Origin of the sequence: Bacillus sp. BR3(2024) (assembly GCF_039134555.1) — a bacterium.
GTDB lineage: Bacteria > Bacillota > Bacilli > Bacillales > Bacillaceae_G > Bacillus_A > Bacillus_A cereus.
Window position 1 is genome coordinate 957,269 of sequence record NZ_CP152433.1, and the last position, 24,937, is coordinate 982,205.

Genomic DNA, 24,937 nt, shown 5'->3' on the forward strand with positions numbered 1-24,937 from the left:
GATGAATAAAACTCCCACTGATTAAAGTTTCACTTCATTCGAAGGAATTCATGTTTTATAAATTAGATTATGAGAGTTGATATTCTCCATATTGACCAGAAAAGAACTAAAAATTCTAGTGAAATTCCAAGTGTTCGTTTCCTAGTTTTTTGAAATTCTTTTATTAAATAGCCAACAGCACTAATTGCTATAAGAATGAAAAGAATAAGTTCGAGTGTAACTGGCATTTTATCTACTCCTAATACTGTAATTTATTATATAAAGATTATAAGATATTTTTGTGGCTAGTGGTGAAAAATTCAATAGAACTATTTCTAAATGGAGTAAATCTTTCAACGGACCAAGCAAAGGTCAATACCAAAAATGTTATACAATATACGCATGGAGAGCCGTGGGGCTAAAGAAATATTGGAGTATAAAGAGTTGTTAGATCAAAGGATTATTACAGAAGAAGAGTTCGAAGTGTAGAAAAAAGTAATTATTAGGTATATAGATGAAACGCTCAAATGAGCGTTTTTTTTATTTATATATTCGCAAGTAAAATAACATAATATTACTATGAATCCTTATAACAATATGAATTTTTGCATATTTTAAAATTTAATATATCCCTTAAAAACTTTTAATTGTATAATATATTTTGTCATATTTTTAGATTTTTCGACATAAACCAACAAAAATAGAGAACGTATTGGGAGAAGACATTATGTACACAAAACTATTAAAATCAATTACATCATTATCACTTATTGGTGGTGCGTTGTTATATACAAATGGCAGTGATGTGAAAGCTGCTGAAGTGGGTGTTTTTTCTGATGTGCCGACATCACATTGGTCATATCCTGCGATTAAAGATTTAGCAAGTAAGAATATTATTTCTGGTTATGGAAATGGGATATTTGGTTTTGGAGATGTTGCGACAAGGGAGCAAGTTGCGGCTTTAATTTATCGAGTGTTAGTACCGAATAAACAAGGCGGTTCGTTTAGTAATGATGGAACTCGTTACGTATTAAAGGATGGATCTACGTTTAAAAATCCTTACGGTGATATTAATCAAAATTCTACAATGTTCCCAGAAGAGGTATTAACTTTAACGAATTTAGGAGTTTTTAAAGGTGATGAAAATGGCCAATTTAGACCGAAAGCTTCTGTGAATCGTGCGGAAATGGCACAAATTCTTACGAATGCTTTCCATCTTGCGGCAAAACAAAAACATACCTTTAAGGATGTTCCAAATCCATTTTGGGCAGAAAATGCAATTAGTGCGGTGCAGTCAAATGGAATCGCAGATGGCACAGGGAACGGGAATTTTGAACCGTATGGCACAGTAACACGTGAACAGTATGCGCAGTTTTTATATAAAACTTTGAAGTATAAAAATGCTGATGTGAAAGATACAGGAGATGCGGCATTATTAACAGTGTTTAAAGAGGAAGTACAAAAGCGTATTAATACATACGAGACAAATATTACATTGCCATATAAAACGAAAAATAATAATACAAACGAAGTGATGAATACACTTTTTAACGCATATAAAGAAGTGGCAAGTAAAAATGAGTATACAAATAATAATAGATCGAATGTTTCATATGGGCTTTCTGGATCACCTGGAAATTATACGTTTACGCTTAAGATTACATATCGTGAAACGAAAGAACAGACGGAATATGTCATGAAACAAGCGAAAGCAATCGTTTCTTCTATTACTCAAGTTGGAATGGATGATCATGAAAAAGTGAAGGCGATTCATGATTACGTAGTAAAGCATGTTTCTTATGATACGTCTTATAAAGCTTACACAGCATATGAAGCACTTGTAAATCGTTCTGCGGTTTGCCAAGGTTACGCACTATTAACTTATCAATTATTAAAAGAAGCAGGAATTGAAAATCATTTCGTGACAGGAACTGGGGACGGACAACCTCATGCTTGGAATTTAGTAAAAATCGAAAACAAATGGTATCACCTTGATACAACATTCGATGATCCGGTTCCAGATGAGCAGGGCCGCGTAACGTATTCGTATTTCAATTTATCAGATGAACAAATCGCAAGAAATCATGAGTGGAACCGCGGAGACTATCCGCAAGCGACAACAAACTATTATAGTACACTGACAAATAAAATTGCGGCAGGTAGTAAGAAAACGCCTGCATATCAGCAAATATTAAAAGATACAAAGTTAAACTATCTAGGAAATGAATATATTGCAAATAACTATACTGAATTAAAAAATAAAATGCAGCAACGCTATAGTGCAAAACCAGAAAAGATAGAAGTACTTTATAAGCAATCAATGAACGGTGCTCTGCAAGATGTGAAAAATGCAATTGGGGAAATCGGTTATCCGCAAGGGTCCAACCGTGTTTCTTATAAAGCGGAGCCTTACAATGCGAAAGAAGGGTATTCTTTAGTGACGATTACGTTTACGTATTAAGAATGAGAAAAAGCATCTGTTTCAGATGCTTTTTTTATTATATTGATTCGACAAAATATGACAGGTGAAAGCGAATTGGTCTGTTATGATAATTTTTGGAATTTTACATTTTAGAGGATTAATCATGAATAAAAAGAAGATTTTCGCTGTGTTATTAGGAATTGTAGCCTTATTTGTAATTATTAATGTAGTTGTTACGAAAGAGAAAACGACATCAACCAGTGAAAAAATGTACTCTGAGAAAGAATATAATAAATTAGTAGATGAACATTTTGAAGAAACGCAAAAGTTGAAAAGTGATATGAGTGTGTTAGAAACTGAAAAAAAATCTCTTGAAGAGCAAATGAAGGCGAAGAATAAGCAAGGGTAAAACAAAAACGCTATCTTTTAAAAAGGTAGCGTTTTTGTTTTGGGTTATAAAGTTATTCCTACATTTGACATATACAGTTTGACTGTATAAAATTAAACTATACAGTTTAACTATATAGTTTAGCTATATAGTTATCGTTACATTGGAGGTCTTTATGAATAGAGATAAAAATTTACCATTAACGGAAACAACGTATTACGTTCTTTTAGCTTTATTAGAGCCAGCTCATGGATATTTAATTATGCAAAAGGTGGAGGAACTGAGTAATCATCAAGTGAAAATCGCAGCGGGTACATTGTATGGTGCGGTGGAAAATTTATTAAAACAAGGGTTAATAGAATCGGTAAAAAGTGAAGATAAAAGAAGAAAAGTGTATGTCATTACGGAACGCGGGAAAGAAGTATTGCATTTAGATTTTATGAGAATGCAGCACATTATTGCGGTTACAAAAAGTTTATTACACGTATAGTTAGGAGGAAACGATGATGTGGAGATTAAAATTCTTTTTAGACTTTGAGAAAGAGGAAAAATGGTTAGAAGAGATGGCTTGGAAAGGCTATCAACTAGAAAGCAATACATTTGGTTATACATTTAGATATACAGAACCGGAAGATGCGACGATTAAAATAGACCATAGAGTATTTAGTAGAAAAAGTGATTTTATTAATTACTGCACATTATTTGAAGATAGTGGTTGGGAGCATATAGCTGGTAATCGGTGGTCAGGTACGCAATATTTTAAAAAGGTAGATGAAGAAAGTGAAGATGACATTTTTTCAGATCCAATGTCACGAGCAGGGAAGTATAAGCGTCTATCTAAAACATTTTTAGAATTAGCGATCTGTTATTTGCCGATATTATTTTTATTTATGTATAGTAATACAATGAATTTAGGAGCCTTTGTAAATCCGAAAGAACTATACTTGACGCCAGGATTATGGGATAAGCAAGGTGCATCATTTCTATGGTCATTCTTATTTGAAACGCCATTTGCATTAATGAGAGGACTTTTTTTGATATTTATCCCCGTTGCGACATGTATGTTTTTCGTTTGCTCGTATAAAGCAAATCGATTGTATGAAGAGAGAAGATGATAGGAGAAATCCCCTTAAAGTAGCTGCTTTGAGGGTTTTTTGAATTTGTAAATGACTCTTCTTAAAATAGATATGAGATTAGAGAAGGACAATGATGTATTGGAGGTCACTATATCAAAAAAGAAAATTGTATGTCTAGACGCATTTTAAATACAAAATAACCGATTCCTTATATGTTAAGAAATCGGTTATTTATTTCCCCACTTTTTTAGAGATCTTTTTCTAGTAATGGTTTTAAATGATTGATTTAAGGTTATAAACTTAAATCATAAATAAAAGATAAAATAAAAACTATATAAGAAATAAATGTAACGAAAACAAGGAAACATATAAACTGAGAATTAGATACATATTGTTCTATTCTTTTTTTCATGTTAATTCGTATTATTTTTCAAATGTGAAGTATCAATTGGAATTTGAGCTTTCCAAGAACCAATTACTTTTCCAATTCTAGTTATATTTACGTCTAAAGTAAGAGGCTGTTTAAAAACGTCTTTTTCTTCAGTAGTTATAACAAATGTAGCAACACCTTCAGGTCTATCATTATCACGAATGCCTATTTTATCTAACTTTTTACCTGCTGCCATAAGTTCAAAAGGAAGATAATCATCTGAATCATGGATAAATGATAGTCTCCCGTCATTTTTAATCTCAGGGTTTTCCTCTTGTTGCCCATTAATTTTACCATCATTCTCAAGATCTAATCCTGATGTATCAAATTCAAATGGTACTAAACTTCCGTCCGCTTTTTCCATTCTATAATGAACTGATATACGTGAATCTGCGATAAATACTTCTTTGAGATGTACAGTAATACCTTGATCTGTAATTTTTTCATCAATAGGAATATATTTACCATTCTTCATCATATCTTGTGTGATACCATTTTCATCTTTTATTCCTTCATTTACAACCTTATCGTTTGTAACTGCATTAGAAAAATACGAGGCAACATTTGTAGCCGCCACTTGTACTTGTGGAATCATTGCTGTTGTGAAAAGTGCTGCTGCAGCTACTGCTGTATAAATAAAACGTTTTGATTTTTTACTCATGTTTGTAAAGAGTCCCTTCTTTTGTTGTTTTTTGTGATTTATATTAGAAACATTGTCTAACTTGGAACGACTTTCAAATGTTTTCCATGCTTGTTCTATATCAATTTTGATTTCTTGTGGTGAATTTGCAGATTCTTCATCTAGCATTACGTTTTCCCATTGATTTAATTTACTAATTTCTATTAATAAATCTTGGCATGCTTCACATGTATCTAGGTGTTTTGTGAATTCCTTTCTTATATCATGAGAAAGTTCTCCATCAATATATGTTTGAATAAACCCGATATCATAACATTTCATTTGTTATGCCTCCTCCATTTGTTTATAAATCTTGCGAAATTTCATTTTGGCTCGGACCAATAATGTTCCAATAGAAGATATTTCAATTTGAAGTACTTCTGCAATTTCTTTATATTGAAAACCAGAGAATTTCATTAGTAAAAGGGTTCGTTCTCGATCATTCATTTTATTTAGTATTGTTTGGACCTTTGTAATTTCTTCTTTTCTTATCCAATCATCGTCTAATGATGAAACATTTTGTACTTCATGGTATTGTATTTCTTTATCAATCTTCGCTTGCTGCCTTTTTTCAGATCGAAAATGGTTATAGGCTACATAAGTAGAAGATTTAATCAACCATCCAGGTATGTTTTCAATCCCTTTCCAATCACTACGATATAATTGTAAAAATACTTCTTGTGCTAACTCTTCAGCGATAGATTGATCTTTAACGATCCAGATGATTTGTTTCACAGCGTAAGCATAGTACTGCTTAAATAAATCTTCAAAGGTCATATCAGAAGCATGACTTTCTTCATTTTCTATGGTTAACATGTTCGTTTAAACCTCACTTTCAATTTGATACCTGTATTATAGAGAAACCAGAAAAACGGATTTTGTGACAGTTTTTCTGGATATTTTTTATTATGTACTAAAAAAAGCATTCGTCTAATTAAAAGAGAAATGCAAAAAGGAAATGAAAACATAAAAACTATAACTCTTGCAGTAGTTGTCTATTAATGCACAAGAAAACAGTTAGTTTGTTGCCAAACTGTATCTAAACGTACAATTTCACTTCTTCTATTTTCATGAATATGTATAATTACATAAAATTTCAAAGAAAAAGAGAGTATACTTTCATATTGTGTAATAAAGATAAAGCCCGCCTACGGAAATAGGCGGGCTTTTTTTACTTATAAAGAAAAGACAACCTTTAAGGTGTCTTCCTTTTGAAATCTAGGTTGTCCAGTTTGTTTTACTTTGGTGCAATAGCAATATTGTTTGGAATAAAGTTTCACCATATTGCTATTAAACTAAAATATTAAGATTGCACTTAAACGAAATTTATAGCATCGAAGTTCATTTTGGAGGGGGGAATGTAATACTACATTTTTAAAGTATTCGTTACACTTGAACCTCTGCACATTACGTAGGGCTTTTTTCATGAAGAAAGGACACTCACGTGAGTGTCCTTTCGATAGTTTTTAGCAGAAGCAAGCAGCTCCAACGATGATTAATAAAATAAACAATACAACTAATAAAGCAAATCCTCCAGCGAAGCCACAGCCGCCACAACTACCACCAAAGCCCATAACAGTTCCTCCTTTAAATAGGAGGAGAAAAACAAAGGTTCACTCATGTGTTTTAACGGATTCCATTTACTTTATGCTTTTTACGAATAAATGGAGCAGGTCCTTTTCAAAATATATTTATTCTTAGCAGGAGTTCAAAGGAAAAACAGGAGAATCCATATTATTCTTTAAGAGCGAATAGATAGAAATCCGCTTTTATACCTTTCATTAAAATAATACTAGCATTATATATTATAAGGAATACTTGTCCTTAATTGTAAATGAAAGGGGGGAATTGATATGAGCTATGGCTATGGTCATCCTCCTGGAAGATGTCATAAACATCACAATGAAACTTTGTCAACGGGTGTATTACGTAGACATTCCGCTACGTTATTTCTTACTGTTGAAGCTATGAATGTTGATCCAGATGATACTCGTAGAGTAACAGTTGAAATGTTTGATTGGTCATCTGGTTCTCCGGTATTGTTACCATTAATAGACCCTTCAACACAAACATTGCCACCTAATCGATATGTTACTTTTCGTTCAGCAGCTCTTCCTCCAGCACTTTTTGCTTATGAAGTAAGAATCATTCGTCCGAAAGATAGAGATGTTGTTACGAATGTTTTTGGTCTTAGTGCAATCGTATTTAACCCACAAGAAGGAAACAATGTTTTACAACATGATTTAGCAAAATTAGACCTTAAATAGATTTTATAAAGGTCTATTTATTGAGCATGATTAAAAAAAGAGTAGGATGTAATCCTACTTTTTTTTAACGTTAATTAGAATTTTAAAAGAAATCCTTCATTATTTTAGCATCTTTAATATTCACTATCACACCTTCTACCTTATCTTTCTTCTCATCTTTAGCAATCGAAATTTGCTCCTTATTATCAGCCCACACAAGAAATTCTTCTTTTGAGTCATCTTTATATGTAACAGTAATAGTAGAATGTGCAGATTCTCTCTTTTTTTGATCTAGTGTGATTTGTTTAGGAGTGCCTTTTTGGACTGCTGAAACGATAGATTGTATCATTTTTTCGTTGTCTGTTTGAGATTTGGAAGTAGTATGATTTGTTGTTTTCAGTATTTCAATGTCTGTAATATTAGCAGAATTTAATTGAAAGGTATTTTGTTTATATTCTTGCTTAACTTGTGAAGCTTTATCTGTAGCCGAGGTACTTGTACAACCTATTAAAGTGAAAGATAAAGCGGTTAGAGCGCATATAGATATGATTTTTTTCATAGTATCCCTCCTTAAGTTTAATTATAACAATTTTCTGTTAATTTAGGTAGTTATTGTAAGGAGAAGATGTTTTAAAGTGGTAAATGATGATGTTCATTCTCTATTAAAATCAAAATTCACATAACTTTTTTCATATTTTATGTTTAACATTTCGAAAATGGGTGTACTACATATAATATAACAAATAATTCATTTTAAAGGAGGAAGTTAAAGATGGAAACGAAGTATAGTAAACCTTTTGTATATGAATTTATTACGGAGAAAGAGGTCATGAATGCGGCGAATGATCTCGTGAAAAAAGGAATAGACCAAAAAGATATTTACGTATTAACGCATGAGAAAGATAGGACAGATAGAATTGCGGACAATGCAGACGTGAATACAATTGGGATAAAAGAGGAGGGACTTGGGACAAGCATTATTAACGTCTTTCAAAAAACAGGAGATCAGTTAAGAAATAAAATGCAAGAGTTAGGGCTTAATGAGGAAGAAGCGAACTTTTATGAAGAAAAACTGGATGAAGGGAAAATCTTGTTATTCGTTAAGGATTTAGAAAGAGTCGGTGAATGGTTACAAGAAAGAAGATGCATGTATTCTATTTAAATTTGTGTCCTTTAAATCTATAAATCTATTACGAAAAGGAGATTGTAAATATGAGTGAGAACGGACTAAAAGAACAAGTTAAAGGTAAAGTTGAAAAGAAAAAAGGACAAGTAAAAGAAGGAATTGGTGAAGTTACAGAAGATAGAGAGTTGAAAAATGAAGGTAAGTGGGAAAAAACGAAGGGAACGATAAAAGAAAAAGTCGGAAAAGTGAAACAAAAGATAAGTAATGAATTGGATAATAAAGAATAATATATGTTCATTAAGCTTTAGTTACATACTAAAGCTTGATGAATTCAATATAAAACGAATATAGGAGGTTTAATTGTGGGACTTATTATTACGTGTATTGTAGGTGGACTTATTGGTGCGTTAGCTGGAATGATTACAGGAAAAGACTTTCCGTTAGGTATAGTTGGTAACGTGATTGCCGGATTAATCGGATCTTGGGTAGGTAGTGCGTTATTTGGTCATTGGGGTCCTGAATGGGGAGGCATTTTTGTTCTTCCAGCGTTATTAGGTGCAATCGTCTTTATTTTAATCGTTACATTCTTCTCTAGAATGCTGCGCAAAGCGTAAGTATGATAATAAATAGTAATCTTAAGTTTATTATATATAGTTATAAAGTTAATGAACTGATAAAAATACATAAAAAAGCATTCAATTAAACTAATTTGGATGCTTTTTTATGTATTTTACATAGGAATGAGTGGAGGATGAAGAACCCCCCACTCATTAACATTACACTTTCTATTATGTATTAAGCCATCGTTACCTTTTTACAATTATTTATTCTTACGACTTGCCTTGGTTCTATATGAGATAAGTCCTCGCTATTACTTATATCAACTACAATTGTATTCGTTAGTATGTTAATAATGGAACCAACTAATTTTGTAGCATGATCGTGTCGATAAGAAAATTGAACGAAATCTCCCTTTTTAAAGTTGTGCTCTTCCATAGATAGATCCCCCTAAAAATAATGTTTATACATTATACATACACAAAATTATAAGTTTTAAACATTTATTAGTACGATTTAAGTGTTAAGCCGAGAAAGGTGTAGAAAATTTATTTATAATGAAAATAAAAAAATATGTTTAAAACTAATTTTTATGGGTAATTAAATAGTAAAAGTTCGAGATAAGGGGGCGGAAATGATGAATTTGGCAATAAATATTTTGCAAAATGATGTAGGTTATACGGTACAACTTAATGGTGAGATTGATGCGTATACGGCATCAGATTTAAAAAATAAGGTAATGCCTATTACAAGCGAAAAAGAGGTTCATATTGTAGTAGATTTTCATAACGTAGATTATATGGATAGTACAGGCTTAGGAGTTTTTATAGCTTTATTAAAAGCAGTTAAGAAAAATGATGGGAAGCTAGAGTTTACTGGTGTGTCTAAAAGGCTAAAAAGATTATTTGATATTACAGGGCTAACAGAAATATTAAATTTGAATTCCGATTTTGAAAAAGTAGAAAGAAGGTGACTAGGGATGATGGAGAGATTTGAAAAGATAGAAATGAAAATTCCTGCAAAAGCAGAATATGTGGCTATTATTCGTTTAACAATGGCTGGTGTTGCGAATCGAATGGGCTTTGCTTATGACGATATAGAAGATATGAAAATTGCTATTAGTGAAGCTTGTACAAACATTGTACAACATGCATATAAAGAAGACGTTGGAGAAATTACAATTGTCTTTGGCTTATATGAAGATCGATTAGAAATTATGGCTGCGGATAATGGAGTTAGCTTTGATTTTAATAGCTTAAAAAGTAAAGTTGGTCCGTATGATATTAATAAACCAGTAGAACATTTGCCAGAAAATGGTTTAGGTTTATATTTAATCAATACGTTAATGGATGATATACAAATTATGCATGATGAGGGCATGACAGTTTTAATGACAAAATATATACAAAGAGAGCAGGTGGAGAATGATGGAAATCCAATCTCAACCTACAAATCTTACTAAAGAAGACGTTATTAAACTAATTGCAGACTTCCAACAAAACCAATGTGATGAAGCACAGGAAAGATTGGTTAATCACTATAAAAATCTTGTATACTCCATTGCATATCGCTATTCAAAAGGTGGGCCGATGCATGAAGATATTATACAAGTAGGAATGTTAGGGCTCTTAGGTGCAATAAGAAGGTATGATTATTCGATAGGGAATGCTTTTGAGCCGTTTGCAATACCTACAATAGTAGGCGAAATAAAGAAATATTTACGTGATAAAACTTGGGGTATTCACGTTCCAAGGCGAATTAAAGATTTAGGCGGGAAGATTAAACTTGCGATAGAGGAGCTAACAGATCGTTTCCAGCGTTCACCGAAGATTATAGAGATTGCAGATCATTTAGGACTATCCGAAGAGGAAGTGCTAGAAATTATGGATGCGAAAAATAATTATCGCGTATCTTCCTTAGATGATGTAGTTGAAAATTCATCTGATGGCAGTTCGGTAGCGAGGATTGAATCTGTAGGTGAAGTAGAGCAAGGATATGAAGAGACAGAAAGGCGTCTCGTTTTAAAGGATATTTTCAACGTATTAAATGACACAGAAAAGAGTGTTATTCATTATATATTTGGAGAAAATTTAAATCAAAAAGATACAGGGGAACGGTTAGGTATTTCACAAATGCACGTTTCTCGTATTAAAAGACAAGCGATAAGTAAATTGAAGCAAGCAGCATTTTTAGATACATAAAAATTTAAAATCATTATGTTTAAAACATGAGAAAAGGGGTAGTTATTAAATATAGGAGGAGATATAAAAATGTCACACGATGTGAAAGAACTAATCGAAGGATTGAATGAAGATTTAGCAGGAGAATACTCAGCAATTATTATGTATAACCATAATGCAGCTACAGTTTCTGGTATATATAGACCAGTGTTAAAACCTTTCTTTGAATCTGAAATTAGTGATGAACAAGGACATGCCCTATATTTAGCGGAGAAAATTAAGACGTTAGGTGGTACACCTACTACAATCCCTTTACCAGTGAAACAAGTAGAAGATGTTAGAGAAATGTTAGAGTCGGCTAGACAATCAGAATATGAGACAATTAAGCGTTATGAAACGAGAAAAGAACAGGCAGCGAAATTAAATATGACAGAGTTAGTTGTAAAGTTAGAAGATATGATTGCAGATGAAACAAATCATATGGAAGAATTAGATCGTCTTTTAAATGACAAAGCAATGGTGTTAAATTAATAGTGGAAATTTATAGAATGAAAGAACAAACTCTCATTTCTGGGGGTTTGTTCTTTTGCTGTATAAAAATTATGTTAGAGTAGGAAATTTTCATTTTGTAACTGAGTATGCAATACTAGAAAAATAGAAAATGATAATAGATTTACATTTTAAATAAGAAAAGGGGAAATAACTTGTGTCCATTTTAATTGTCGATGATAATCCGGTTAACATCTTTGTAATTGAAAAAATTTTAAAACAAGCCGGATATCAGGATCTTGTATCGCTGAATTCTGCACAAGAGCTTTTCGAATATATTCAATTTGGAGAAGATTCTTCCAGGTATAATGAAATTGATTTAATCTTATTAGATATTATGATGCCTGAAATTGATGGACTTGAAGTTTGTAGGCGATTACAAAAAGAGGAGCAGTTTAAAGATATTCCTATTATTTTTGTTACAGCTTTAGAGGATGCCAATAAATTGGCCGAAGCTCTTGATATGGGGGCAATGGATTATATTACGAAACCTATAAATAAAGTTGAACTATTAGCACGTATGCGTGTAGCGTTACGCTTGAAATCGGAATTAAATTGGCATAAAGAACAAGAAGAAAATCTTCGGAATGAACTAGATTTAGCTACGCAAGTACAAAGAAACTTATTAAGTACCCCATTAAGAGAAGATTATATAAAAATTGAAGCAAGTTACTTACCTTCATTTAAATTAGCTGGAGATATGTATTATTGGTATAAAATCGATGAAAACCGCTACGGTATTATATTATTAGACGTGATGGGACATGGTATATCTGCTTCATTAGTTTGTATGTTTATTTCGTCTGTATTACGTGAAACGATTAAATCTTTAATCGATCCAGAACTTGTCATTAAAGACTTAAATAAATATATGACTCTTTTACATAATGAGAATGACGATATTCCATATTATTTTACAGCGATATATTTAGTAGTAGATACAGAAAAGAGAACGATTGAATATGTAAATGCAGGGCATCCTTCTGGATACGTTTTAGTTGATGAAACAAATATGGTTGAACTAAATCGCGGGAGTTGTGCGGTAGGATTTTTTGATGAAATAAAAGTTAAAAAGACAGTTATACCTTTTGAGAAGAACGCTCAAATCGTATTGTTTACAGATGGTGTTCTTGAAGCAATTGCAAATGATGAATTTGAGGCTGAAGAGAAATTACGTACTTTTACAGAAAGAAAATGGGGAGATTTAGAAGGCGAGATAGAAGGGTTTTACAAGGAAGAACAAAAGAAAGCGCAATCAGATGATATGTGTCTAATTATGATACAAACGAATGCGAAATAAAAAGCGTATGAAATCCAAACAGAGGATTTCATACGCTTTTTATTGTATTTTTTGATAAATTTGTTCGCTAGGATTAAATTGGGTATAATGCGGCATTATATTTGAAAAACGAAGAGTTTCTTTATTTCCTAAACATAGAAAACCATTGTGACCTAAGCTTTCATAAAATAGTTGCTGCACTTGATTTTGAAGTTTACTTGTAAAGTAAATTAAAACGTTACGACAAAGTATAATATGAAACTCGTTAAAAGATTGATCGGTTACTAAATTATGCTGTGCAAAAATAATGTTTTGTAAAAGTGATGGATTAAAATAAGCAAAACGATTATCTGTTGAATAATAGTTAGAAAATGCTTGTGTACCGCCAGCTTGTAAATAATTTTTCGTATAAGTTTGCATTTTATTTAACGGGAGGATAGCTTGTTTTGCTTTTTCTAACACATTTGTATTCATATCTGTTGCGTAAATAACCGACTTTTCACTTAATCCTTCTTCGTGAAGTAAGATGGACATTGATAATACTTCTTCACCAGTTGCGCATCCAGCATGCCAAATTCTAATTTCAGGTTGCTTTTTTAATTCAGGAATAACATGCTCTCTAAGCGCTTTAAAAAAGGCAGGGTTACGGAACATCTCAGTTACATTAATCGAGAAATCATTTAATAACTGTTCTAAAACCCCTTCCTCGTGAATTACTTTTTCAATTAATTTTGAAATGGTAGGGATATTAGAGAGCTGCATTCTATTACAAATTCTTCTATAAATAGATGTGCGAGCATATTGGCGAAAATCAAATCCTGATAGTTTAAATACCGCTTCCAATAGTAATTCAATTTCTAAGTTCGTGCGCTCATCCGTATCTACTGATGGATCAAAATTATAATACTTATTTTCCACTCCAACTAAACCTCACTTATTTTATTAACCATACACTCATTACCGAATAGAGTTGATGTAGATTTAATGGTTTACTTATATAATCTGAAGCGCCAGCAGATAAACATTTTTCCTTATCATTTGGCATTGCTTTAGCAGTTAATGCGATAATAGGTATTTCATTTAACCCTAAGTTCATTCGGATATTTTCCATCGTTTCATAACCGTCCATATTAGGCATCATAATATCCATTAAAATAAGGTCAATATTTGTATTACTTTTTAGTATTTCTAAACACTCTAAGCCGTTTTGGGCAGTAATAATGTTGGCATTTTGTTTTTTTAATGCGTTTTGTAACGCAAATATATTTCGATGATCATCATCGACAATTAAAATGGTTTTCTCTTGGAAGACGTTATTTGTTTCGGGAGTAACGATAGTTTCTTCAACAACTTCAGCAGGAATAACATCTTCTATCGTTGCTGCGACTTCTAAATTGGATAACTGTATATCATGTAATCCATTTGGCAGGTTAGGAATATATACAGTGAAAGTACTACCTTCTCCTACATTACTCTCTAACGTAATCCAACCACCTAACAATCTAGCAAACTCTTTACAAATAGATAAACCTAATCCTGTACCACCATACTTCCGAATCGTTGCGCCATCTGCCTGTTGAAAGGCTTCGAAAATAAGTTGATGCTGTTCTTTAGCGATACCAATACCAGTATCTTTTACTGAAATTGTAATCCAATCTTTACTTATAGACTGCATATCATGACTTAAATTACTTGTTTCTATCGAATCGAAATGTAAAGAAACGGATCCTTTTTCTGTAAATTTAAATGCATTGGATAATAAGTTTTTAATAATTTGCTCAATCCGTTTTGCATCTGTATAAAACAGATCAGGAATCGTATCACTGTCTTCAATAGTAAATTCGACATTTTTTTGTGCAGCTATATGTAAAAAGTTTTGATGCATATTGGCTGCCATGTCACTTATGTTCGTTGCTTCAAAAATGATGTCTAGTTTGCCTGCTTCTACTTTAGATAAATCGAGTATGTCATTAATTAAAGTAAGTAAGTCTTTCCCTGATGAATGAATGACAGTTGCTAATTCAATCTCATCGTCGGATAAATTGTTATCATGATTTTCTCTTAACATTTCAGATAATAGTAAAATACTATTTAACGGTGTGCGTAATTCATGTGACATATTTGCTAGGAACTCAGATTTGTATTTTGAGCTGCGTAACAACTCGCTTGCTTTTTCTTCTAATTCTGATTTAGTAATTTGTAAGTCAGCTGTCTTCTGCTCAGCCTCTTCAGTTCTAGACTCTAATTGTTCATTCGTTGTTCGTAATTCTTCTGCTTGCATTTGTAGTTCTTCCGCTTGCGTTTGCAATTCTTCTGATTGAACTTGTAACTCTTCTGTCATTGCTTGTGATTCATGTAAAAGAGTTTGAATTCGCATACGTCCCATAATGCTATGGATTGTTAAACCTAGATTATCAACGGTTTGTTGAATTAAATCTTGATGTAAATCTGAAATCTCAGTTACACTTACTAACTCCATTACTGCGATTACTTCATCCTCAAATAAGATAGGGATGATTAATAGATTTTTAGGACGTATTTCTAATACTCCGCTAGTGACATAACGAAACTCTTCGGGTATATCCCTGAGAATAAAACTTTTCTTTTCTAAGGCAGACTGTCCAATGAAACCTTCACCCATTTGAATGGATTGTTTCCCAATATCAGCACCTTGATCGGCGAAAGAAGCTTTTTTCACATAGTAGACAGTTTCTTCATATTCTTCACGTACATAAAATGCACCGCAAGAAGTTTGCGTTTTTTGTATAATTCCACTAAGAATTTTTTTACCTAACATCTCAATAGAAGATACACCTTGATACATTAAAATTAATTCTGCAAGCTCCGTTTGTAACCACTCTCTTTTCGATATTTCGTCTAGTAGGTGATTCGTTGTATGAGCAAGATCTTTTATTTCATCACGTGTGTTTACATGAATTCTTTCCGTGATTTTTTCTTTAGAAGAAATGGATTTAATAGCTTGAATTACATTTTTAATCGTTTTTGTAATGGAATTCGAAATATAGAGTGAAATGATAATAGAAATACAAGAAAGTAAGAACAATAAACTGTATAACCAAATCTCTAATTTATTATTTTCAGTATCTAATTGTGCTGCTCTTTTTTTCGTTAATTGCTCCTCAGTGCTACGGAAGTTAGTTACCTGTGACTGTAATGACTGAATTTGAGTCGTGTCGATTGTTTGTACATTATTACTATTATGATTTGCAATTAACGGGTGAATCTCTTTATTTATCCAACTAATAATATTTTCGTTAATCTGTTTTAATTTTTCTTGCTGAGATGGGTTATCCTCTAATAATGAGAAAAGATCTTGATAATGCTTTTCGTAATCCTTTTCCGCAGAATTAAGAGATTGTACGTAATTTGGATTATTAGAAATGATAAACCCTTTCGCTTTATTTTCAATTGTTAGTAAATCTTTCTCCACTTGATTTGTTAAATTGAGAACTTTAAAATCGTGATCAATAATAAAATTACGAGATTTTTGTAAATTAGAAATCTCATTGTTCAACATAATGAAAGAAACAAGTAAGAACAAAATGATAACTAAATAACCAGCCATAATTTTGTAGCGAATACTAAATTTTGCTTTCGAGTTCATTAAAAATTCCTACCTTCAAGGTTATTAAAACTTTTCTATTTTAAAGAATGAAAAACGTAATATATATTATATCAGTTTTCATAAGGCTAAACTAGAAATCCCCCTATTGTATTAGGGGGTTCTTTTTTAATAGAGGAAATCATTTTGAAATATAAAACTATATATGAAAAGTAACAATCGAGGGAATAGGGGATAACAAAACTTTTAAGAAGGGAAGAGTGTTCTTAAAGCTCTTTTTGCATCTATTCCTTCAAAAATAAATAATACAAGATCTCTCTTTTTTACAGTAAGGAAAAAGGATACTAGAGTGCTTAAGTTTTTAATAGAAGTAAGTGTTCCGTGTTTACTTATAAATACATTCGTTTGAAATGTTGTCATTAAAGCATAAAAATGATGAATTTGAGTTATTGTAGGTGTTTCATTATAAGAAATAGTAGTAGAGTGAATGGCGTTCATCGTAATATTCCTTTCCATATAGTAAGCATAACAATATAAACATACCCGTTTTAAAAAATGTTAAACATATAAATAAGAAAAAATATAATTATAGTTTTTTACGTTTAGAAAAGGTTAGGAAGGGTATACATATACTACAAAGAGATTGACTGAAGATGAATTGTAGGATGTCTATGTTTAGTAGATTAGTCTATCAAAATATACTTTTACTTTAAATAAAAAGGAGCCTGGTATACATGAATGAAATGATGATTAATATTACATTTGATTTAATTTACTTGTTAAGTAGTTCACTTGTAGTGCTTTTACTATTCGCTTTTTTCATAAATGGTTATGTTAATAAGAAAATTAGTGTATACAGAAATGAAGAAAAATAAAAATACATTATATAAAACTTTAGGAGGTTAATAGTTATGAATGTAGATAGAAAAATAGTAGGTGTTTTTAGAACAATTGATGATGCGGCACTCGTTATTAATGAATTAAATGATAAAGGATATTCAGCAGATAACATTTCAGCTATTGCGAAAGATCAAAAGGAAATTGAACATCTAGAAGAAAAATCGGGTGAAAAAGTGAATAGCGAAACTGCACATAAAGCAGATATCTTTTCAGCGACAGGGCTTGTAGCTGGAGGAGTAGCAGGCGGGCTCGGTGGTTTATTAACAGGTCTTGGTATACTTGCCGTTTCTGGAATGGGTCCAATTGTAGCAGCAGGACCAATCGCAGCAGCTATTGGAGGAGCTGGTATTGGCGGAGGAGCTGGAAGTTTAATAGGAGCATTTATCGGCTTAGGAATCCCTGAAGACCATGCTAAAAAGTATGAAGAATATATTTACGATGGAAATATATTAATTTTAGTAGATGCAAAATTAGATGATAAGTTAGAAATCTATAAAATATTTGATAAGCATAATGCCTATAACTCTGATTTCTTTAAATAAAATGTAAACAAAGTGAATATCGTTTTTGATCTTACAACTTTGGCGCGGCCGAGGAGTCGTATGACTATAAGAGAGGAAGGGCTTATAGTAAAAGATCAAGTCCTATTATGATATTGAGAAGGGAAGAGGTGTCTATTCGTGATTGTAAAAATATTAAAGGATAGTAGTAATAGTTTCCTTTGCACAGTTCAAAGTAAAAATGGAGATCGGTATGTGAAAAAATGGTTTAGTAAACATGAAAATAATAAAGAATTAGGGCGACCAACTTTTAAAGAAGTAGAAAAGGATTGGAAAGAAAATAGAGACTCGTTTATGTATCCCAATATTAAAGCGCTTTATTAAAATGAAACATAAAGCGCGTTTTATTATTACAAAATTGTCACACTCCTGTAAGGTAATTCAATAGATTAGTTACTTTTTCCATGTCATAATAAAGACATAAGAAAGCTAATCAAAAATTATAATTTATAGGAGAGTGTCAGTCATGATTGTAACAACAACGTCTGGAATTCAAGGTAAAGAAATTATTGAGTATATCGATATTGTAAATGGTGAAGCTATTATGGGTGCAAATATTGTCCGCGATTTATTCGCTTCTGTTCGTGATGTTGTCGGTGGTCGTGCTGGTTCTTATGAAAGTAAGCTAAAAGAAGCTCGTGATATTGCGATGGACGAAATGAAAGAACTTGCAAAACAAAAAGGTGCGAACGCTATCGTTGGTGTTGACGTAGATTACGAAGTTGTTCGTGATGGAATGTTAATGGTTGCTGTAAGTGGTACAGCTGTACGTATATAAGTAAATAAAAAACAGGCTTACCCCTTGAAGTTTATGCTTTGAGGGGTTTTTTTGTTTTTAAGTTGTAGAAGTAAACTCCAGTTGCAAGGGTAAAATGAAAAAGAGACAGTGATGCTACATATATGTAGCGTGAGTGCAAACTTTATAATAAATAATAAAGTTGTTATTTGAGATAATGGAAGAATTAGTGGTATAAATAACTTTATAGATAATAATCAAAATAGAGAAGACAGAATGTTCATGGATGGAATGGTTAAGGGGATTTTCCAATCTGTAATAAAAAACGGAGGTACTGAGAACGGTTTACAGATGTCTACTACATAAAATTTATAATGGATTGGGGGCAATTTTTATGTTTTGGTTAGGATGTTTTTTAGGATACATTGTAGGTTCTGTTATTACATGTGCGCTACTTTACTTTGGATATAGATCCAATGAAAATAAAAAAGCGGATATGCAAAAAGGGGAGGAGAGAAAAATCAATCAAAGAGGTGTATAGTAGGCGAAAGGTAAGGTGATAACATTGATGCAAAAATAAAGGACAGTTACATATTTTATATGATTACTATGTACTGTCCCGCTTATTCCTTTTGGATTAGGAAAAATTGTTTCCTGTCTTGCTATAAATTTCATAGGCGAAAAAACCAAATAAATAGCCTATTCCGGATCCTAAACTAATTGAAAGTAGTGAGAAATCTGGGGAAAACATGCCGAAAATCAAACCAATTATACAGCCGACAAGCATTCCTATAGGTATGAAAATGTCTAATAAAATTTGAGCCTCATTTGATTTTTTCTTACCCAATTTGCCGTGCTTATATTTATGTTCCAATCTTTTTATTACAAATACTACAATTCCGCCGACTAGTATAATAGGCCAAATTGCCGAAATGAACCACATGTTAGAAGCTCCTTTCACCTTTCAATATAATTGTACCAAAAAATTACAATTATAGACTGCTAAACGTACTATCTAGTCTATTTAAAAGGTAAATGCAAAAGACTTCTTCTTTTGCATTTAATAACTCGTCAAAAACACTTTCCGATACGATAAACTTAACTAAATCTATACAATTCAATCAAATTTACACAAGTTAGTGCTTCATCGTGTTCTCGCAACCCCGAAGGGACGAGGGGTATAACACTCCACACGAGGCAGTATCGTTACCTCCTATTATCAAGCATTTATTTTACCCATCTTGATAAATTTATCGACGCATTTACATCCCTATCGTGATAGCTATTGCATGAAGCACAACACCACTCACGTATTTTTAAGCTCCACTGTCCTTCTGGTTGAACTGAATGGTCGTATTTTACTCCGCAACATGAGCAAATCTTGCTTGAAGCGAACCATTTATCAGCTTTTACATACGCAATGCCGTACTTCTCGCACTTGTATGACAAACATTGAAAGAAGAAGTGTAATTTTTGAAATGAAAATGCTTTCGATAGTTTTTTGTTTTTTAACAGGTTTGAAATAGATAAGTCTTCCACAACAATCCTCATTGGTTTGGTTTTCACCAATTTAGCTGTTGCTTGATGGATATGGTTATTTCGGATATTCATAATTTTCCTAGATAACCGCAGGTGCTCAGCTTTCGCTTTTTCATATCCAGCAGATTGAATTTTCACACCTTTTTTAAATCTCCTAGACATATCTCTTTGCGCTGACTTTTTCCTTTTCAAAAGTTTTTTAACCTTGGCGTCTTTGTTTATATTTCGTTCTTTCGTACCATTAGAAGCTACAAACAGCTCTTTTAAACCAACATCCACACCGATTGACTCATTGGTTAGTTCTTGTGATTCAAAGTCTTCTTGGAACCCCACACTAATCCACCAGTGACGACCATCAAAGGTAACTCTTGGATTGGATGGTTTTTTATTTCTTGGTAGTTGTTGGCTTGTTTTCACTTCTCTAATAGACTGAATATGAACGACTTTTTTTCCTATACTCAGTCTTTCATAATTGGCATAAAATCCTTGGATCAAATCTTTTTTTGATTTATAAGAAGTGTGAGAACCATTTTTGTACTTTTTGAACGTATTTTTTCTCGCCGTATCAAAATCTTTTGAAGCCTGTTTAGGAACTTGTGCATTAATGTCTTTTAACCACTCATATCTCTTTCGCTTCTTGATCTTTGTAAATCGTTTCTGTAAAGCTAACTGTGAAACAGATTTTCCAACTAGCTTATAGTATCTATCACTCATTCTTTTACAATAGTTATAAGCGAATCTTGCAGCACCGGCATGTTTTTTAAGCACTTGTTCTTGTTCAGGCGTTGGAATCAGTCTAACTTTCTTCGCCAATATCATCAGAATGTAACTCCTTTAATGAAAGATTTGTTCTTCTGAATCGTAGCGTGTTCCACCAGCATTCTCCTGAGACTACTCGGATGCAAACCTGTTAATTCTGATACTTGACTAACTCGTAAAAATTTCATTATTATTCTTACCTCATTGAATCCACCATAGCACATACGTTCGATATATTCAATGAGGTTTGATAGATTTAATTAAATTTATCTCGTTCAACTAAGGGCGCAATTCCTTAGCCAGTTCTCTTATGAACTTCTCATGTTTTCACATGAGCGCAGACTATATGTTTATCTAATTAAAGATAGAGGATTTTTCCACCACCATAGGCTTGTGATGTACTCTCGTCAGTTATACGAGATAGTCGTTGAACGTTCATCTTATCACTTTTGACTTAGATGATTCGAGGCGGAAGACCCATTGTTCTAGTGTTTAGGATTTAACCTTGCACCATCTGATTGATTTTTTCTGCTTTCGCGACATTCACGCTCACTATTTCTAGCCACGTTGTAGTTCAATCAGCTTTAGGGATTGCCCGCAGTTAACCCTCACTACTAGCCAATCACTTGACTAGCAGGGCTTACTGATATATTTAATTAACTTTCGTTATAATTGGTTAAATAAATCGTAACAGTTAGTTACCCTTTCGTTTTCTCAGCGGACTGCACAACATCAACTGCCGCTTTCACATCCGCTAAGTCATATGTAGAATGGACTTTCATAAAACGTAATTGCTCATTTTCTACTAAGCGAATTAAGTGACGAAACGTTTCTTGCCATTTATATGGTGATACCTCTTTATTCCAATGTCGTAAATGAAATATGTTTGCGTGCACTTTTGCTTTTGTGACAATCTCGGCCCAGTTCACTTGTATTCCTGATAGAAGACCGATCGTTAAAAAATGCCCGTTTGGACGTAAGGAAAAAGCTAATTCATTTCCATCCGGTCCTCCGATAGAATCAATCGCAGCATCCGCACCGAGCCCGTTTGTTAATGTCATAACAGTTTCATAAAGCGGGGCAGTGGAAGTATCAATTACATATGCAGCACCAAGGTGCAGTAATTCTTCTGTATGCTTATTATTTCTTGTAACGGCAATTAATCGGAAATTTAAAATTTGGGATAACTGCGCAAAAAGATGCCCAATAGCGGACCCACAAGCATTCACTAATAAAACGTCATTACTCTGTAAGTTTAACGTTTCTGTACAAGTAACCCACGCCGTAAGGGGATTAATATACATTTGTGCAGCTGTGAAATCATCAATGGAATCAGGAATAGGGACTACAAAATCAGCCGATGTCTTCACATATTCTTGCCAAGTACCTTCCCCGCGTAAAGGTAACACTCGTTTACCGATAAGCTCTCGAGAAACAAAAGCGCCAACATTTTCTACAATACCAACACCTTCATAGCCAGGTATGTTAGGTAAAGGAATTCTATGAGCGTACGCTCCTGTGATGGGAATTAAGTCAGATGGATTAATCGGTCTAACTAGCATACGGACGAAAACTTCATTATCTTTCAGTGGTTCTATATTTTTATATTCAATTTGTAATACGTCTTTTGGATTGCCAAACTTATGAAATTGAATGCATGTTCCAAGCAAAGTAATTTGCCCCCTTAGTTTGATTGGATTTATTATAGCATTTTTAGTTTGGGTGGTTACTTTGTTAGTGATAAATAGGGTTTTTAATTTACGTATTTATCAGAATCTTATAAAATGTGTATATAACTATAAAATGGGGGGATTTCTTCATGTGTACTAGTTTGACGTTACAAACTAAAAATTTCCAACATCTTTTTGCGAGAACAATGGATTTCACATTAGATATGAATCAGGAAGTAATAATCATTCCTCGGCGTTATCAGTGGAACAATATAACTGGTGAAACTATCCGAGCGAAAAAGGCTGTTGTCGGAATGGGAATTAATCATGAAGGAAGGGTCATTATGGCGGACGGAGTAAATGAAGCTGGTATGACGTGTGCCACTCTCTATTTCCCGGGATTCGCTACTTATAGTAACAGTATAGATAACCATAAAACGAATTTAGCGCCATTTGATTTTGTAGCTTGGAGCCTCACGCAATTTAATTCTGTTGAAGAGTTAAAAAAATCTGTTGATAACATTTCCCTTATAGATATACCATCACCAGTTTTAGGAATTACCCCACCGCTACATTGGATTTTAGCAGATAAATGGGGAGATTGTATTGTACTTGAGCCGACAACTGATGGACTAAAAATGTATGACAATCCATTAGGAGTGATGACTAATAGTCCGGAGTTTAATTGGCATTTACAAAATTTAAGACAATATATTGGACTTAAATCGCAGCCATTTGCGCCAACGGAGTGGGGAGATGTACCATTAAGTGCTTTTGGCCAAGGTTCAGGAACGATGGGACTTCCTGGAGATTTTACCCCGCCATCAAGATTTGTGCGGGCAGCATATGGAAAACAAAACATTCAAGGTATAGAGAACGAAGAAGAGGGGATATCTGCTATTTTTCATATCTTATCAAATTGTGAGGTCCCTAAAGGGGCAGTAATAACAGAAGACGGAACATTAGATAATACCATCTATACGAGTGCAATGTGTATGGAGTCTGGAACATATTATTACCATACTTACGATTGTAGACAAATTATAGCTATTCATTTATTCAATGAAAATTTAGATACAGCTGAGATTAAAACTTATCCGTTTCAGCGGAAACAAAAAATATTTTATGAAAACTAAAGAGCCCCTGAAAAAGCGAGATTGATAAAAACACCTCCATTTAATTTGCATACTTAGTATGCAAATTAAGGAGGTGCTTTTTATCATTTATCAATATTCAGGTTTACTTCTTGCTATTCTATTAAGCCGAAGCCTTCTTCATTCTCTCAAGTAAACTAGACAACACATGCGTACGATACGATTCTAGTTTTTTACCTTCATAAGTACGGATACCTAATTTTTTAAGTTCTTTTACATACCAACCTTTGCTTCCGAAATACATGTAATCGCTCCCCTTCAACTTTGTTTTATTTATTCTGATTGCATATGGAGGTACAGGTAATATAATGAAGGAAATGAATTTCGCGCGAAAATGGTTAACTTTGTTGCAAAAGACATATATACTAAAGATAGTATACAACGAGGTGGACAAGACGTGATTATAGAGAAGCACGAAATTCAAATTGACCAAATTACTAGCGGTAAAGTGAATATCTTTACTTTCTATCGAAATAGAAAGCAAATTGATGATCATTTTTTACGATTGCAAGAACCATCGCTTACAGCAAACTACTTCTTCCATTTTCATTTTGATGCAGAGAGCTTGCATCTAATGCAGAAAGAGTTTCCGAGCGTATATCCGTACGACGGTAGTGAAACGATTCACGACTGGACGGAAAAGATGAAAGCAGAATTGCAACATCAGATCCAAACAGGAAAATGGAATAAGCGCGTACGTATCGGTAATCGCATTCTAGATGTGGTGTTTACGTGGTGTGACGAAGATATAGTAGAGTGAAAAAGAAGCGGATGACGCTTCTTTTTTTAGCGCTGGAATAAAACGAGCTTACCTGCAGTAGATGTACAGCGATGTGTTTTTTCATACAATCCTTTTTCTTGTAAGATAGATTCACCTTTTGCTTTCGCTTCTTTTTCAGTTGCCGCCTCGAATGATTCGTCTAATGCTTTTGAACCATCTTTTTCAAAGACTGTTAGAACGTATACTCCCATGAAAATTCCCTCCAATATTTAAAATCAGAATCTTATAATTATTTTGACATAAAACGCTACAATATGCAAAGAAATATATGACATTGCGTGGTAAAATAGAATGAAACTTTAATCATCGAGAATATTTTTATTCTCGATGATTATTAGTTTTC

General features: G+C 32.9%; 32 protein-coding genes and 1 pseudogene. 20 read left to right on the forward strand and 13 right to left on the reverse strand.

Annotated features, from left to right (window positions below):
- Nucleotides 1-706: 706 nt before the first annotated feature.
- The 4 genes and pseudogenes from V7S45_RS04960 (at nt 707) to V7S45_RS04975 (ending at nt 3,904) form a co-directional block, all read left to right on the forward strand.
- On the forward strand, nt 707-2,440 hold the full coding sequence (locus V7S45_RS04960) for an S-layer homology domain-containing protein (RefSeq protein ID WP_342761680.1): 1,734 nt from the start codon (nt 707-709) through the stop codon (nt 2,438-2,440).
- Nucleotides 2,441-2,564: 124 nt separating this feature from the next.
- Nucleotides 2,565-2,789, forward strand: a pseudogene (locus V7S45_RS04965) (hypothetical protein); the annotation flags it as partial.
- 175 nt (nt 2,790-2,964) lie between these two features.
- Nucleotides 2,965-3,279 (forward strand): PadR family transcriptional regulator, encoded by a 315-nt coding sequence (locus V7S45_RS04970; RefSeq protein WP_001078063.1) that lies wholly within the window; start codon nt 2,965-2,967, stop codon nt 3,277-3,279.
- Nucleotides 3,280-3,292: 13 nt separating this feature from the next.
- Complete coding sequence (locus V7S45_RS04975; protein WP_002060866.1) at nt 3,293-3,904, forward strand: DUF2812 domain-containing protein; 612 nt, start codon at nt 3,293-3,295, stop codon at nt 3,902-3,904.
- A gap of 374 nt (nt 3,905-4,278) precedes the next feature.
- Here V7S45_RS04975 and V7S45_RS04980 read toward each other — a convergent pair whose 3' ends face one another.
- The 3 genes from V7S45_RS04980 to V7S45_RS04990 all read right to left on the reverse strand — a co-directional run bounded on the left by V7S45_RS04980 (nt 4,279) and on the right by V7S45_RS04990 (nt 6,548).
- Nucleotides 4,279-5,256 carry a DUF4179 domain-containing protein gene (locus V7S45_RS04980; protein ID WP_098022793.1) on the reverse strand — a complete coding sequence of 326 codons (978 nt, stop codon included), beginning with the start codon at nt 5,254-5,256 and terminating at the stop codon, nt 4,279-4,281.
- A gap of 3 nt (nt 5,257-5,259) precedes the next feature.
- On the reverse strand, nt 5,260-5,790 hold the full coding sequence (locus V7S45_RS04985) for an RNA polymerase sigma factor SigX (protein WP_000955505.1): 531 nt from the start codon (nt 5,788-5,790) through the stop codon (nt 5,260-5,262).
- Between the two features lie 650 nt (nt 5,791-6,440).
- A complete protein-coding gene (locus V7S45_RS04990; protein ID WP_000505670.1) occupies nt 6,441-6,548 on the reverse strand; it encodes a YjcZ family sporulation protein in 108 nt (35 codons plus the stop codon).
- A 279-nt stretch (nt 6,549-6,827) separates the two neighbouring features.
- Between V7S45_RS04990 and V7S45_RS04995 the strand changes: the two genes are divergently transcribed.
- Nucleotides 6,828-7,241, forward strand: a complete 414-nt coding sequence (locus V7S45_RS04995) for a hypothetical protein (protein ID WP_000120204.1) — start codon at nt 6,828-6,830, stop codon at nt 7,239-7,241.
- An 82-nt stretch (nt 7,242-7,323) separates the two neighbouring features.
- Here the strand turns inward: V7S45_RS04995 and V7S45_RS05000 are convergent, their stop codons facing one another.
- Complete coding sequence (locus V7S45_RS05000) at nt 7,324-7,779, reverse strand: hypothetical protein (RefSeq protein WP_342761681.1); 456 nt, start codon at nt 7,777-7,779, stop codon at nt 7,324-7,326.
- A 213-nt stretch (nt 7,780-7,992) separates the two neighbouring features.
- Here V7S45_RS05000 and V7S45_RS05005 point away from each other — a divergent pair, with 213 nt between their 5' ends.
- From V7S45_RS05005 to V7S45_RS05015, 3 genes are all read left to right on the forward strand, one after another.
- Complete coding sequence (locus V7S45_RS05005; protein ID WP_000448802.1) at nt 7,993-8,382, forward strand: general stress protein; 390 nt, start codon at nt 7,993-7,995, stop codon at nt 8,380-8,382.
- Nucleotides 8,383-8,432: 50 nt separating this feature from the next.
- The gene (locus V7S45_RS05010) at nt 8,433-8,633 is read left to right on the forward strand and encodes a CsbD family protein (protein WP_342761682.1); all 201 of its coding nucleotides are present in this window, start codon (nt 8,433-8,435) and stop codon (nt 8,631-8,633) included.
- 75 nt (nt 8,634-8,708) lie between these two features.
- Nucleotides 8,709-8,960, forward strand: a complete 252-nt coding sequence (locus V7S45_RS05015) for a GlsB/YeaQ/YmgE family stress response membrane protein (RefSeq protein WP_000522903.1) — start codon at nt 8,709-8,711, stop codon at nt 8,958-8,960.
- 181 nt (nt 8,961-9,141) lie between these two features.
- Here the strand turns inward: V7S45_RS05015 and V7S45_RS05020 are convergent, their stop codons facing one another.
- Entirely contained in the window at nt 9,142-9,342 is a 201-nt protein-coding gene (locus tag V7S45_RS05020) for a hypothetical protein (protein ID WP_000391011.1), read from the reverse strand.
- A gap of 196 nt (nt 9,343-9,538) precedes the next feature.
- Here V7S45_RS05020 and V7S45_RS05025 point away from each other — a divergent pair, with 196 nt between their 5' ends.
- From V7S45_RS05025 to V7S45_RS05045, 5 genes are all read left to right on the forward strand, one after another.
- The gene (locus V7S45_RS05025; RefSeq protein WP_002060869.1) at nt 9,539-9,877 is read left to right on the forward strand and encodes an STAS domain-containing protein; all 339 of its coding nucleotides are present in this window, start codon (nt 9,539-9,541) and stop codon (nt 9,875-9,877) included.
- A 6-nt stretch (nt 9,878-9,883) separates the two neighbouring features.
- Entirely contained in the window at nt 9,884-10,366 is a 483-nt protein-coding gene (gene rsbW / locus V7S45_RS05030) for an anti-sigma B factor RsbW (RefSeq protein ID WP_000970580.1), read from the forward strand.
- Nucleotides 10,329-11,105 (forward strand): RNA polymerase sigma factor SigB, encoded by a 777-nt coding sequence (gene sigB, locus V7S45_RS05035; protein WP_002093898.1) that lies wholly within the window; start codon nt 10,329-10,331, stop codon nt 11,103-11,105. Before rsbW ends, sigB begins: the two co-directional genes overlap by 38 nt.
- Before the next feature lie 69 nt (nt 11,106-11,174).
- Nucleotides 11,175-11,615 (forward strand): ferritin-like domain-containing protein, encoded by a 441-nt coding sequence (locus tag V7S45_RS05040; RefSeq protein WP_257115895.1) that lies wholly within the window; start codon nt 11,175-11,177, stop codon nt 11,613-11,615.
- A gap of 175 nt (nt 11,616-11,790) precedes the next feature.
- On the forward strand, nt 11,791-12,933 hold the full coding sequence (locus V7S45_RS05045) for a fused response regulator/phosphatase (protein WP_257115896.1): 1,143 nt from the start codon (nt 11,791-11,793) through the stop codon (nt 12,931-12,933).
- A 39-nt stretch (nt 12,934-12,972) separates the two neighbouring features.
- Here V7S45_RS05045 and V7S45_RS05050 read toward each other — a convergent pair whose 3' ends face one another.
- The 3 genes from V7S45_RS05050 to V7S45_RS05060 all read right to left on the reverse strand — a co-directional run bounded on the left by V7S45_RS05050 (nt 12,973) and on the right by V7S45_RS05060 (nt 16,993).
- Nucleotides 12,973-13,830 carry a protein-glutamate O-methyltransferase CheR gene (locus V7S45_RS05050; RefSeq protein ID WP_000429042.1) on the reverse strand — a complete coding sequence of 286 codons (858 nt, stop codon included), beginning with the start codon at nt 13,828-13,830 and terminating at the stop codon, nt 12,973-12,975.
- Nucleotides 13,831-13,846: 16 nt separating this feature from the next.
- On the reverse strand, nt 13,847-16,537 hold the full coding sequence (locus V7S45_RS05055) for an ATP-binding protein (protein WP_257115898.1): 2,691 nt from the start codon (nt 16,535-16,537) through the stop codon (nt 13,847-13,849).
- A 204-nt stretch (nt 16,538-16,741) separates the two neighbouring features.
- Nucleotides 16,742-16,993, reverse strand: coding sequence for a hypothetical protein (locus tag V7S45_RS05060; RefSeq protein ID WP_000991357.1), 252 nt, complete (start codon nt 16,991-16,993; stop codon nt 16,742-16,744).
- Nucleotides 16,994-17,229: 236 nt separating this feature from the next.
- On the opposite strand from V7S45_RS05060, the gene V7S45_RS05065 reads away from it, so the two are divergent.
- The 5 genes from V7S45_RS05065 to V7S45_RS05085 all read left to right on the forward strand — a co-directional run bounded on the left by V7S45_RS05065 (nt 17,230) and on the right by V7S45_RS05085 (nt 19,232).
- Entirely contained in the window at nt 17,230-17,370 is a 141-nt protein-coding gene (locus V7S45_RS05065) for a hypothetical protein (protein ID WP_001004570.1), read from the forward strand.
- Nucleotides 17,371-17,406: 36 nt separating this feature from the next.
- Nucleotides 17,407-17,937 (forward strand): general stress protein, encoded by a 531-nt coding sequence (locus V7S45_RS05070; RefSeq protein WP_001100090.1) that lies wholly within the window; start codon nt 17,407-17,409, stop codon nt 17,935-17,937.
- 138 nt (nt 17,938-18,075) lie between these two features.
- Entirely contained in the window at nt 18,076-18,279 is a 204-nt protein-coding gene (locus V7S45_RS05075) for a DUF4028 family protein (RefSeq protein ID WP_098283705.1), read from the forward strand.
- 142 nt (nt 18,280-18,421) lie between these two features.
- Nucleotides 18,422-18,733 carry a heavy metal-binding domain-containing protein gene (locus tag V7S45_RS05080; protein ID WP_000637511.1) on the forward strand — a complete coding sequence of 104 codons (312 nt, stop codon included), beginning with the start codon at nt 18,422-18,424 and terminating at the stop codon, nt 18,731-18,733.
- Between the two features lie 352 nt (nt 18,734-19,085).
- Nucleotides 19,086-19,232: a hypothetical protein gene (locus V7S45_RS05085; protein WP_257115899.1), complete on the forward strand. Its 147-nt coding sequence runs from the start codon at nt 19,086-19,088 to the stop codon at nt 19,230-19,232.
- 96 nt (nt 19,233-19,328) lie between these two features.
- Here V7S45_RS05085 and V7S45_RS05090 read toward each other — a convergent pair whose 3' ends face one another.
- From V7S45_RS05090 to V7S45_RS05100, 3 genes are all read right to left on the reverse strand, one after another.
- Nucleotides 19,329-19,634 (reverse strand): hypothetical protein, encoded by a 306-nt coding sequence (locus V7S45_RS05090; protein WP_114159516.1) that lies wholly within the window; start codon nt 19,632-19,634, stop codon nt 19,329-19,331.
- A gap of 284 nt (nt 19,635-19,918) precedes the next feature.
- The gene (locus V7S45_RS05095) at nt 19,919-21,049 is read right to left on the reverse strand and encodes a transposase (protein WP_257115900.1); all 1,131 of its coding nucleotides are present in this window, start codon (nt 21,047-21,049) and stop codon (nt 19,919-19,921) included.
- 638 nt (nt 21,050-21,687) lie between these two features.
- Nucleotides 21,688-22,659, reverse strand: coding sequence for a zinc-dependent alcohol dehydrogenase family protein (locus V7S45_RS05100; RefSeq protein WP_257115901.1), 972 nt, complete (start codon nt 22,657-22,659; stop codon nt 21,688-21,690).
- Between the two features lie 149 nt (nt 22,660-22,808).
- Between V7S45_RS05100 and V7S45_RS05105 the strand changes: the two genes are divergently transcribed.
- Nucleotides 22,809-23,795, forward strand: coding sequence for a choloylglycine hydrolase family protein (locus V7S45_RS05105; protein ID WP_257115902.1), 987 nt, complete (start codon nt 22,809-22,811; stop codon nt 23,793-23,795).
- Nucleotides 23,796-23,916: 121 nt separating this feature from the next.
- Here V7S45_RS05105 and V7S45_RS05110 read toward each other — a convergent pair whose 3' ends face one another.
- Entirely contained in the window at nt 23,917-24,057 is a 141-nt protein-coding gene (locus V7S45_RS05110) for a YflJ family protein (RefSeq protein ID WP_000273536.1), read from the reverse strand.
- A gap of 153 nt (nt 24,058-24,210) precedes the next feature.
- Here V7S45_RS05110 and V7S45_RS05115 point away from each other — a divergent pair, with 153 nt between their 5' ends.
- Entirely contained in the window at nt 24,211-24,573 is a 363-nt protein-coding gene (locus V7S45_RS05115) for a hypothetical protein (protein ID WP_141558804.1), read from the forward strand.
- Nucleotides 24,574-24,599: 26 nt separating this feature from the next.
- Here V7S45_RS05115 and V7S45_RS05120 read toward each other — a convergent pair whose 3' ends face one another.
- Nucleotides 24,600-24,785 carry a YhzD family protein gene (locus V7S45_RS05120; RefSeq protein ID WP_000539552.1) on the reverse strand — a complete coding sequence of 62 codons (186 nt, stop codon included), beginning with the start codon at nt 24,783-24,785 and terminating at the stop codon, nt 24,600-24,602.
- Nucleotides 24,786-24,937 lie beyond the last annotated feature (152 nt).

Excerpts from the sequence above, each read along its gene's own strand:
- V7S45_RS04960 (WP_342761680.1), top strand. The coding sequence starts at position 707 with ATGTACACAAAACTATTAAAATCAATTACATCATTATCACTTATTGGT.
- V7S45_RS04970 (WP_001078063.1), top strand. The coding sequence starts at position 2,965 with ATGAATAGAGATAAAAATTTACCATTAACGGAAACAACGTATTACGTT.
- V7S45_RS04975 (WP_002060866.1), top strand. The coding sequence starts at position 3,293 with ATGATGTGGAGATTAAAATTCTTTTTAGACTTTGAGAAAGAGGAAAAA.
- V7S45_RS04980 (WP_098022793.1), bottom strand. The coding sequence starts at position 5,256 with ATGAAATGTTATGATATCGGGTTTATTCAAACATATATTGATGGAGAA.
- V7S45_RS04985 (WP_000955505.1), bottom strand. The coding sequence starts at position 5,790 with ATGTTAACCATAGAAAATGAAGAAAGTCATGCTTCTGATATGACCTTT.
- V7S45_RS04990 (WP_000505670.1), bottom strand. The coding sequence starts at position 6,548 with ATGGGCTTTGGTGGTAGTTGTGGCGGCTGTGGCTTCGCTGGAGGATTT.
- V7S45_RS04995 (WP_000120204.1), top strand. The coding sequence starts at position 6,828 with ATGAGCTATGGCTATGGTCATCCTCCTGGAAGATGTCATAAACATCAC.
- V7S45_RS05000 (WP_342761681.1), bottom strand. The coding sequence starts at position 7,779 with ATGAAAAAAATCATATCTATATGCGCTCTAACCGCTTTATCTTTCACT.
- V7S45_RS05005 (WP_000448802.1), top strand. The coding sequence starts at position 7,993 with ATGGAAACGAAGTATAGTAAACCTTTTGTATATGAATTTATTACGGAG.
- V7S45_RS05010 (WP_342761682.1), top strand. The coding sequence starts at position 8,433 with ATGAGTGAGAACGGACTAAAAGAACAAGTTAAAGGTAAAGTTGAAAAG.
- V7S45_RS05020 (WP_000391011.1), bottom strand. The coding sequence starts at position 9,342 with ATGGAAGAGCACAACTTTAAAAAGGGAGATTTCGTTCAATTTTCTTAT.
- V7S45_RS05025 (WP_002060869.1), top strand. The coding sequence starts at position 9,539 with ATGATGAATTTGGCAATAAATATTTTGCAAAATGATGTAGGTTATACG.
- rsbW (WP_000970580.1), top strand. The coding sequence starts at position 9,884 with ATGATGGAGAGATTTGAAAAGATAGAAATGAAAATTCCTGCAAAAGCA.
- sigB (WP_002093898.1), top strand. The coding sequence starts at position 10,329 with ATGATGGAAATCCAATCTCAACCTACAAATCTTACTAAAGAAGACGTT.
- V7S45_RS05040 (WP_257115895.1), top strand. The coding sequence starts at position 11,175 with ATGTCACACGATGTGAAAGAACTAATCGAAGGATTGAATGAAGATTTA.
- V7S45_RS05055 (WP_257115898.1), bottom strand. The coding sequence starts at position 16,537 with ATGAACTCGAAAGCAAAATTTAGTATTCGCTACAAAATTATGGCTGGT.
- V7S45_RS05060 (WP_000991357.1), bottom strand. The coding sequence starts at position 16,993 with ATGAACGCCATTCACTCTACTACTATTTCTTATAATGAAACACCTACA.
- V7S45_RS05065 (WP_001004570.1), top strand. The coding sequence starts at position 17,230 with ATGAATGAAATGATGATTAATATTACATTTGATTTAATTTACTTGTTA.
- V7S45_RS05070 (WP_001100090.1), top strand. The coding sequence starts at position 17,407 with ATGAATGTAGATAGAAAAATAGTAGGTGTTTTTAGAACAATTGATGAT.
- V7S45_RS05080 (WP_000637511.1), top strand. The coding sequence starts at position 18,422 with ATGATTGTAACAACAACGTCTGGAATTCAAGGTAAAGAAATTATTGAG.
- V7S45_RS05085 (WP_257115899.1), top strand. The coding sequence starts at position 19,086 with ATGTTTTGGTTAGGATGTTTTTTAGGATACATTGTAGGTTCTGTTATT.
- V7S45_RS05090 (WP_114159516.1), bottom strand. The coding sequence starts at position 19,634 with ATGTGGTTCATTTCGGCAATTTGGCCTATTATACTAGTCGGCGGAATT.
- V7S45_RS05095 (WP_257115900.1), bottom strand. The coding sequence starts at position 21,049 with ATGATATTGGCGAAGAAAGTTAGACTGATTCCAACGCCTGAACAAGAA.
- V7S45_RS05105 (WP_257115902.1), top strand. The coding sequence starts at position 22,809 with ATGTGTACTAGTTTGACGTTACAAACTAAAAATTTCCAACATCTTTTT.
- V7S45_RS05110 (WP_000273536.1), bottom strand. The coding sequence starts at position 24,057 with ATGTATTTCGGAAGCAAAGGTTGGTATGTAAAAGAACTTAAAAAATTA.
- V7S45_RS05120 (WP_000539552.1), bottom strand. The coding sequence starts at position 24,785 with ATGGGAGTATACGTTCTAACAGTCTTTGAAAAAGATGGTTCAAAAGCA.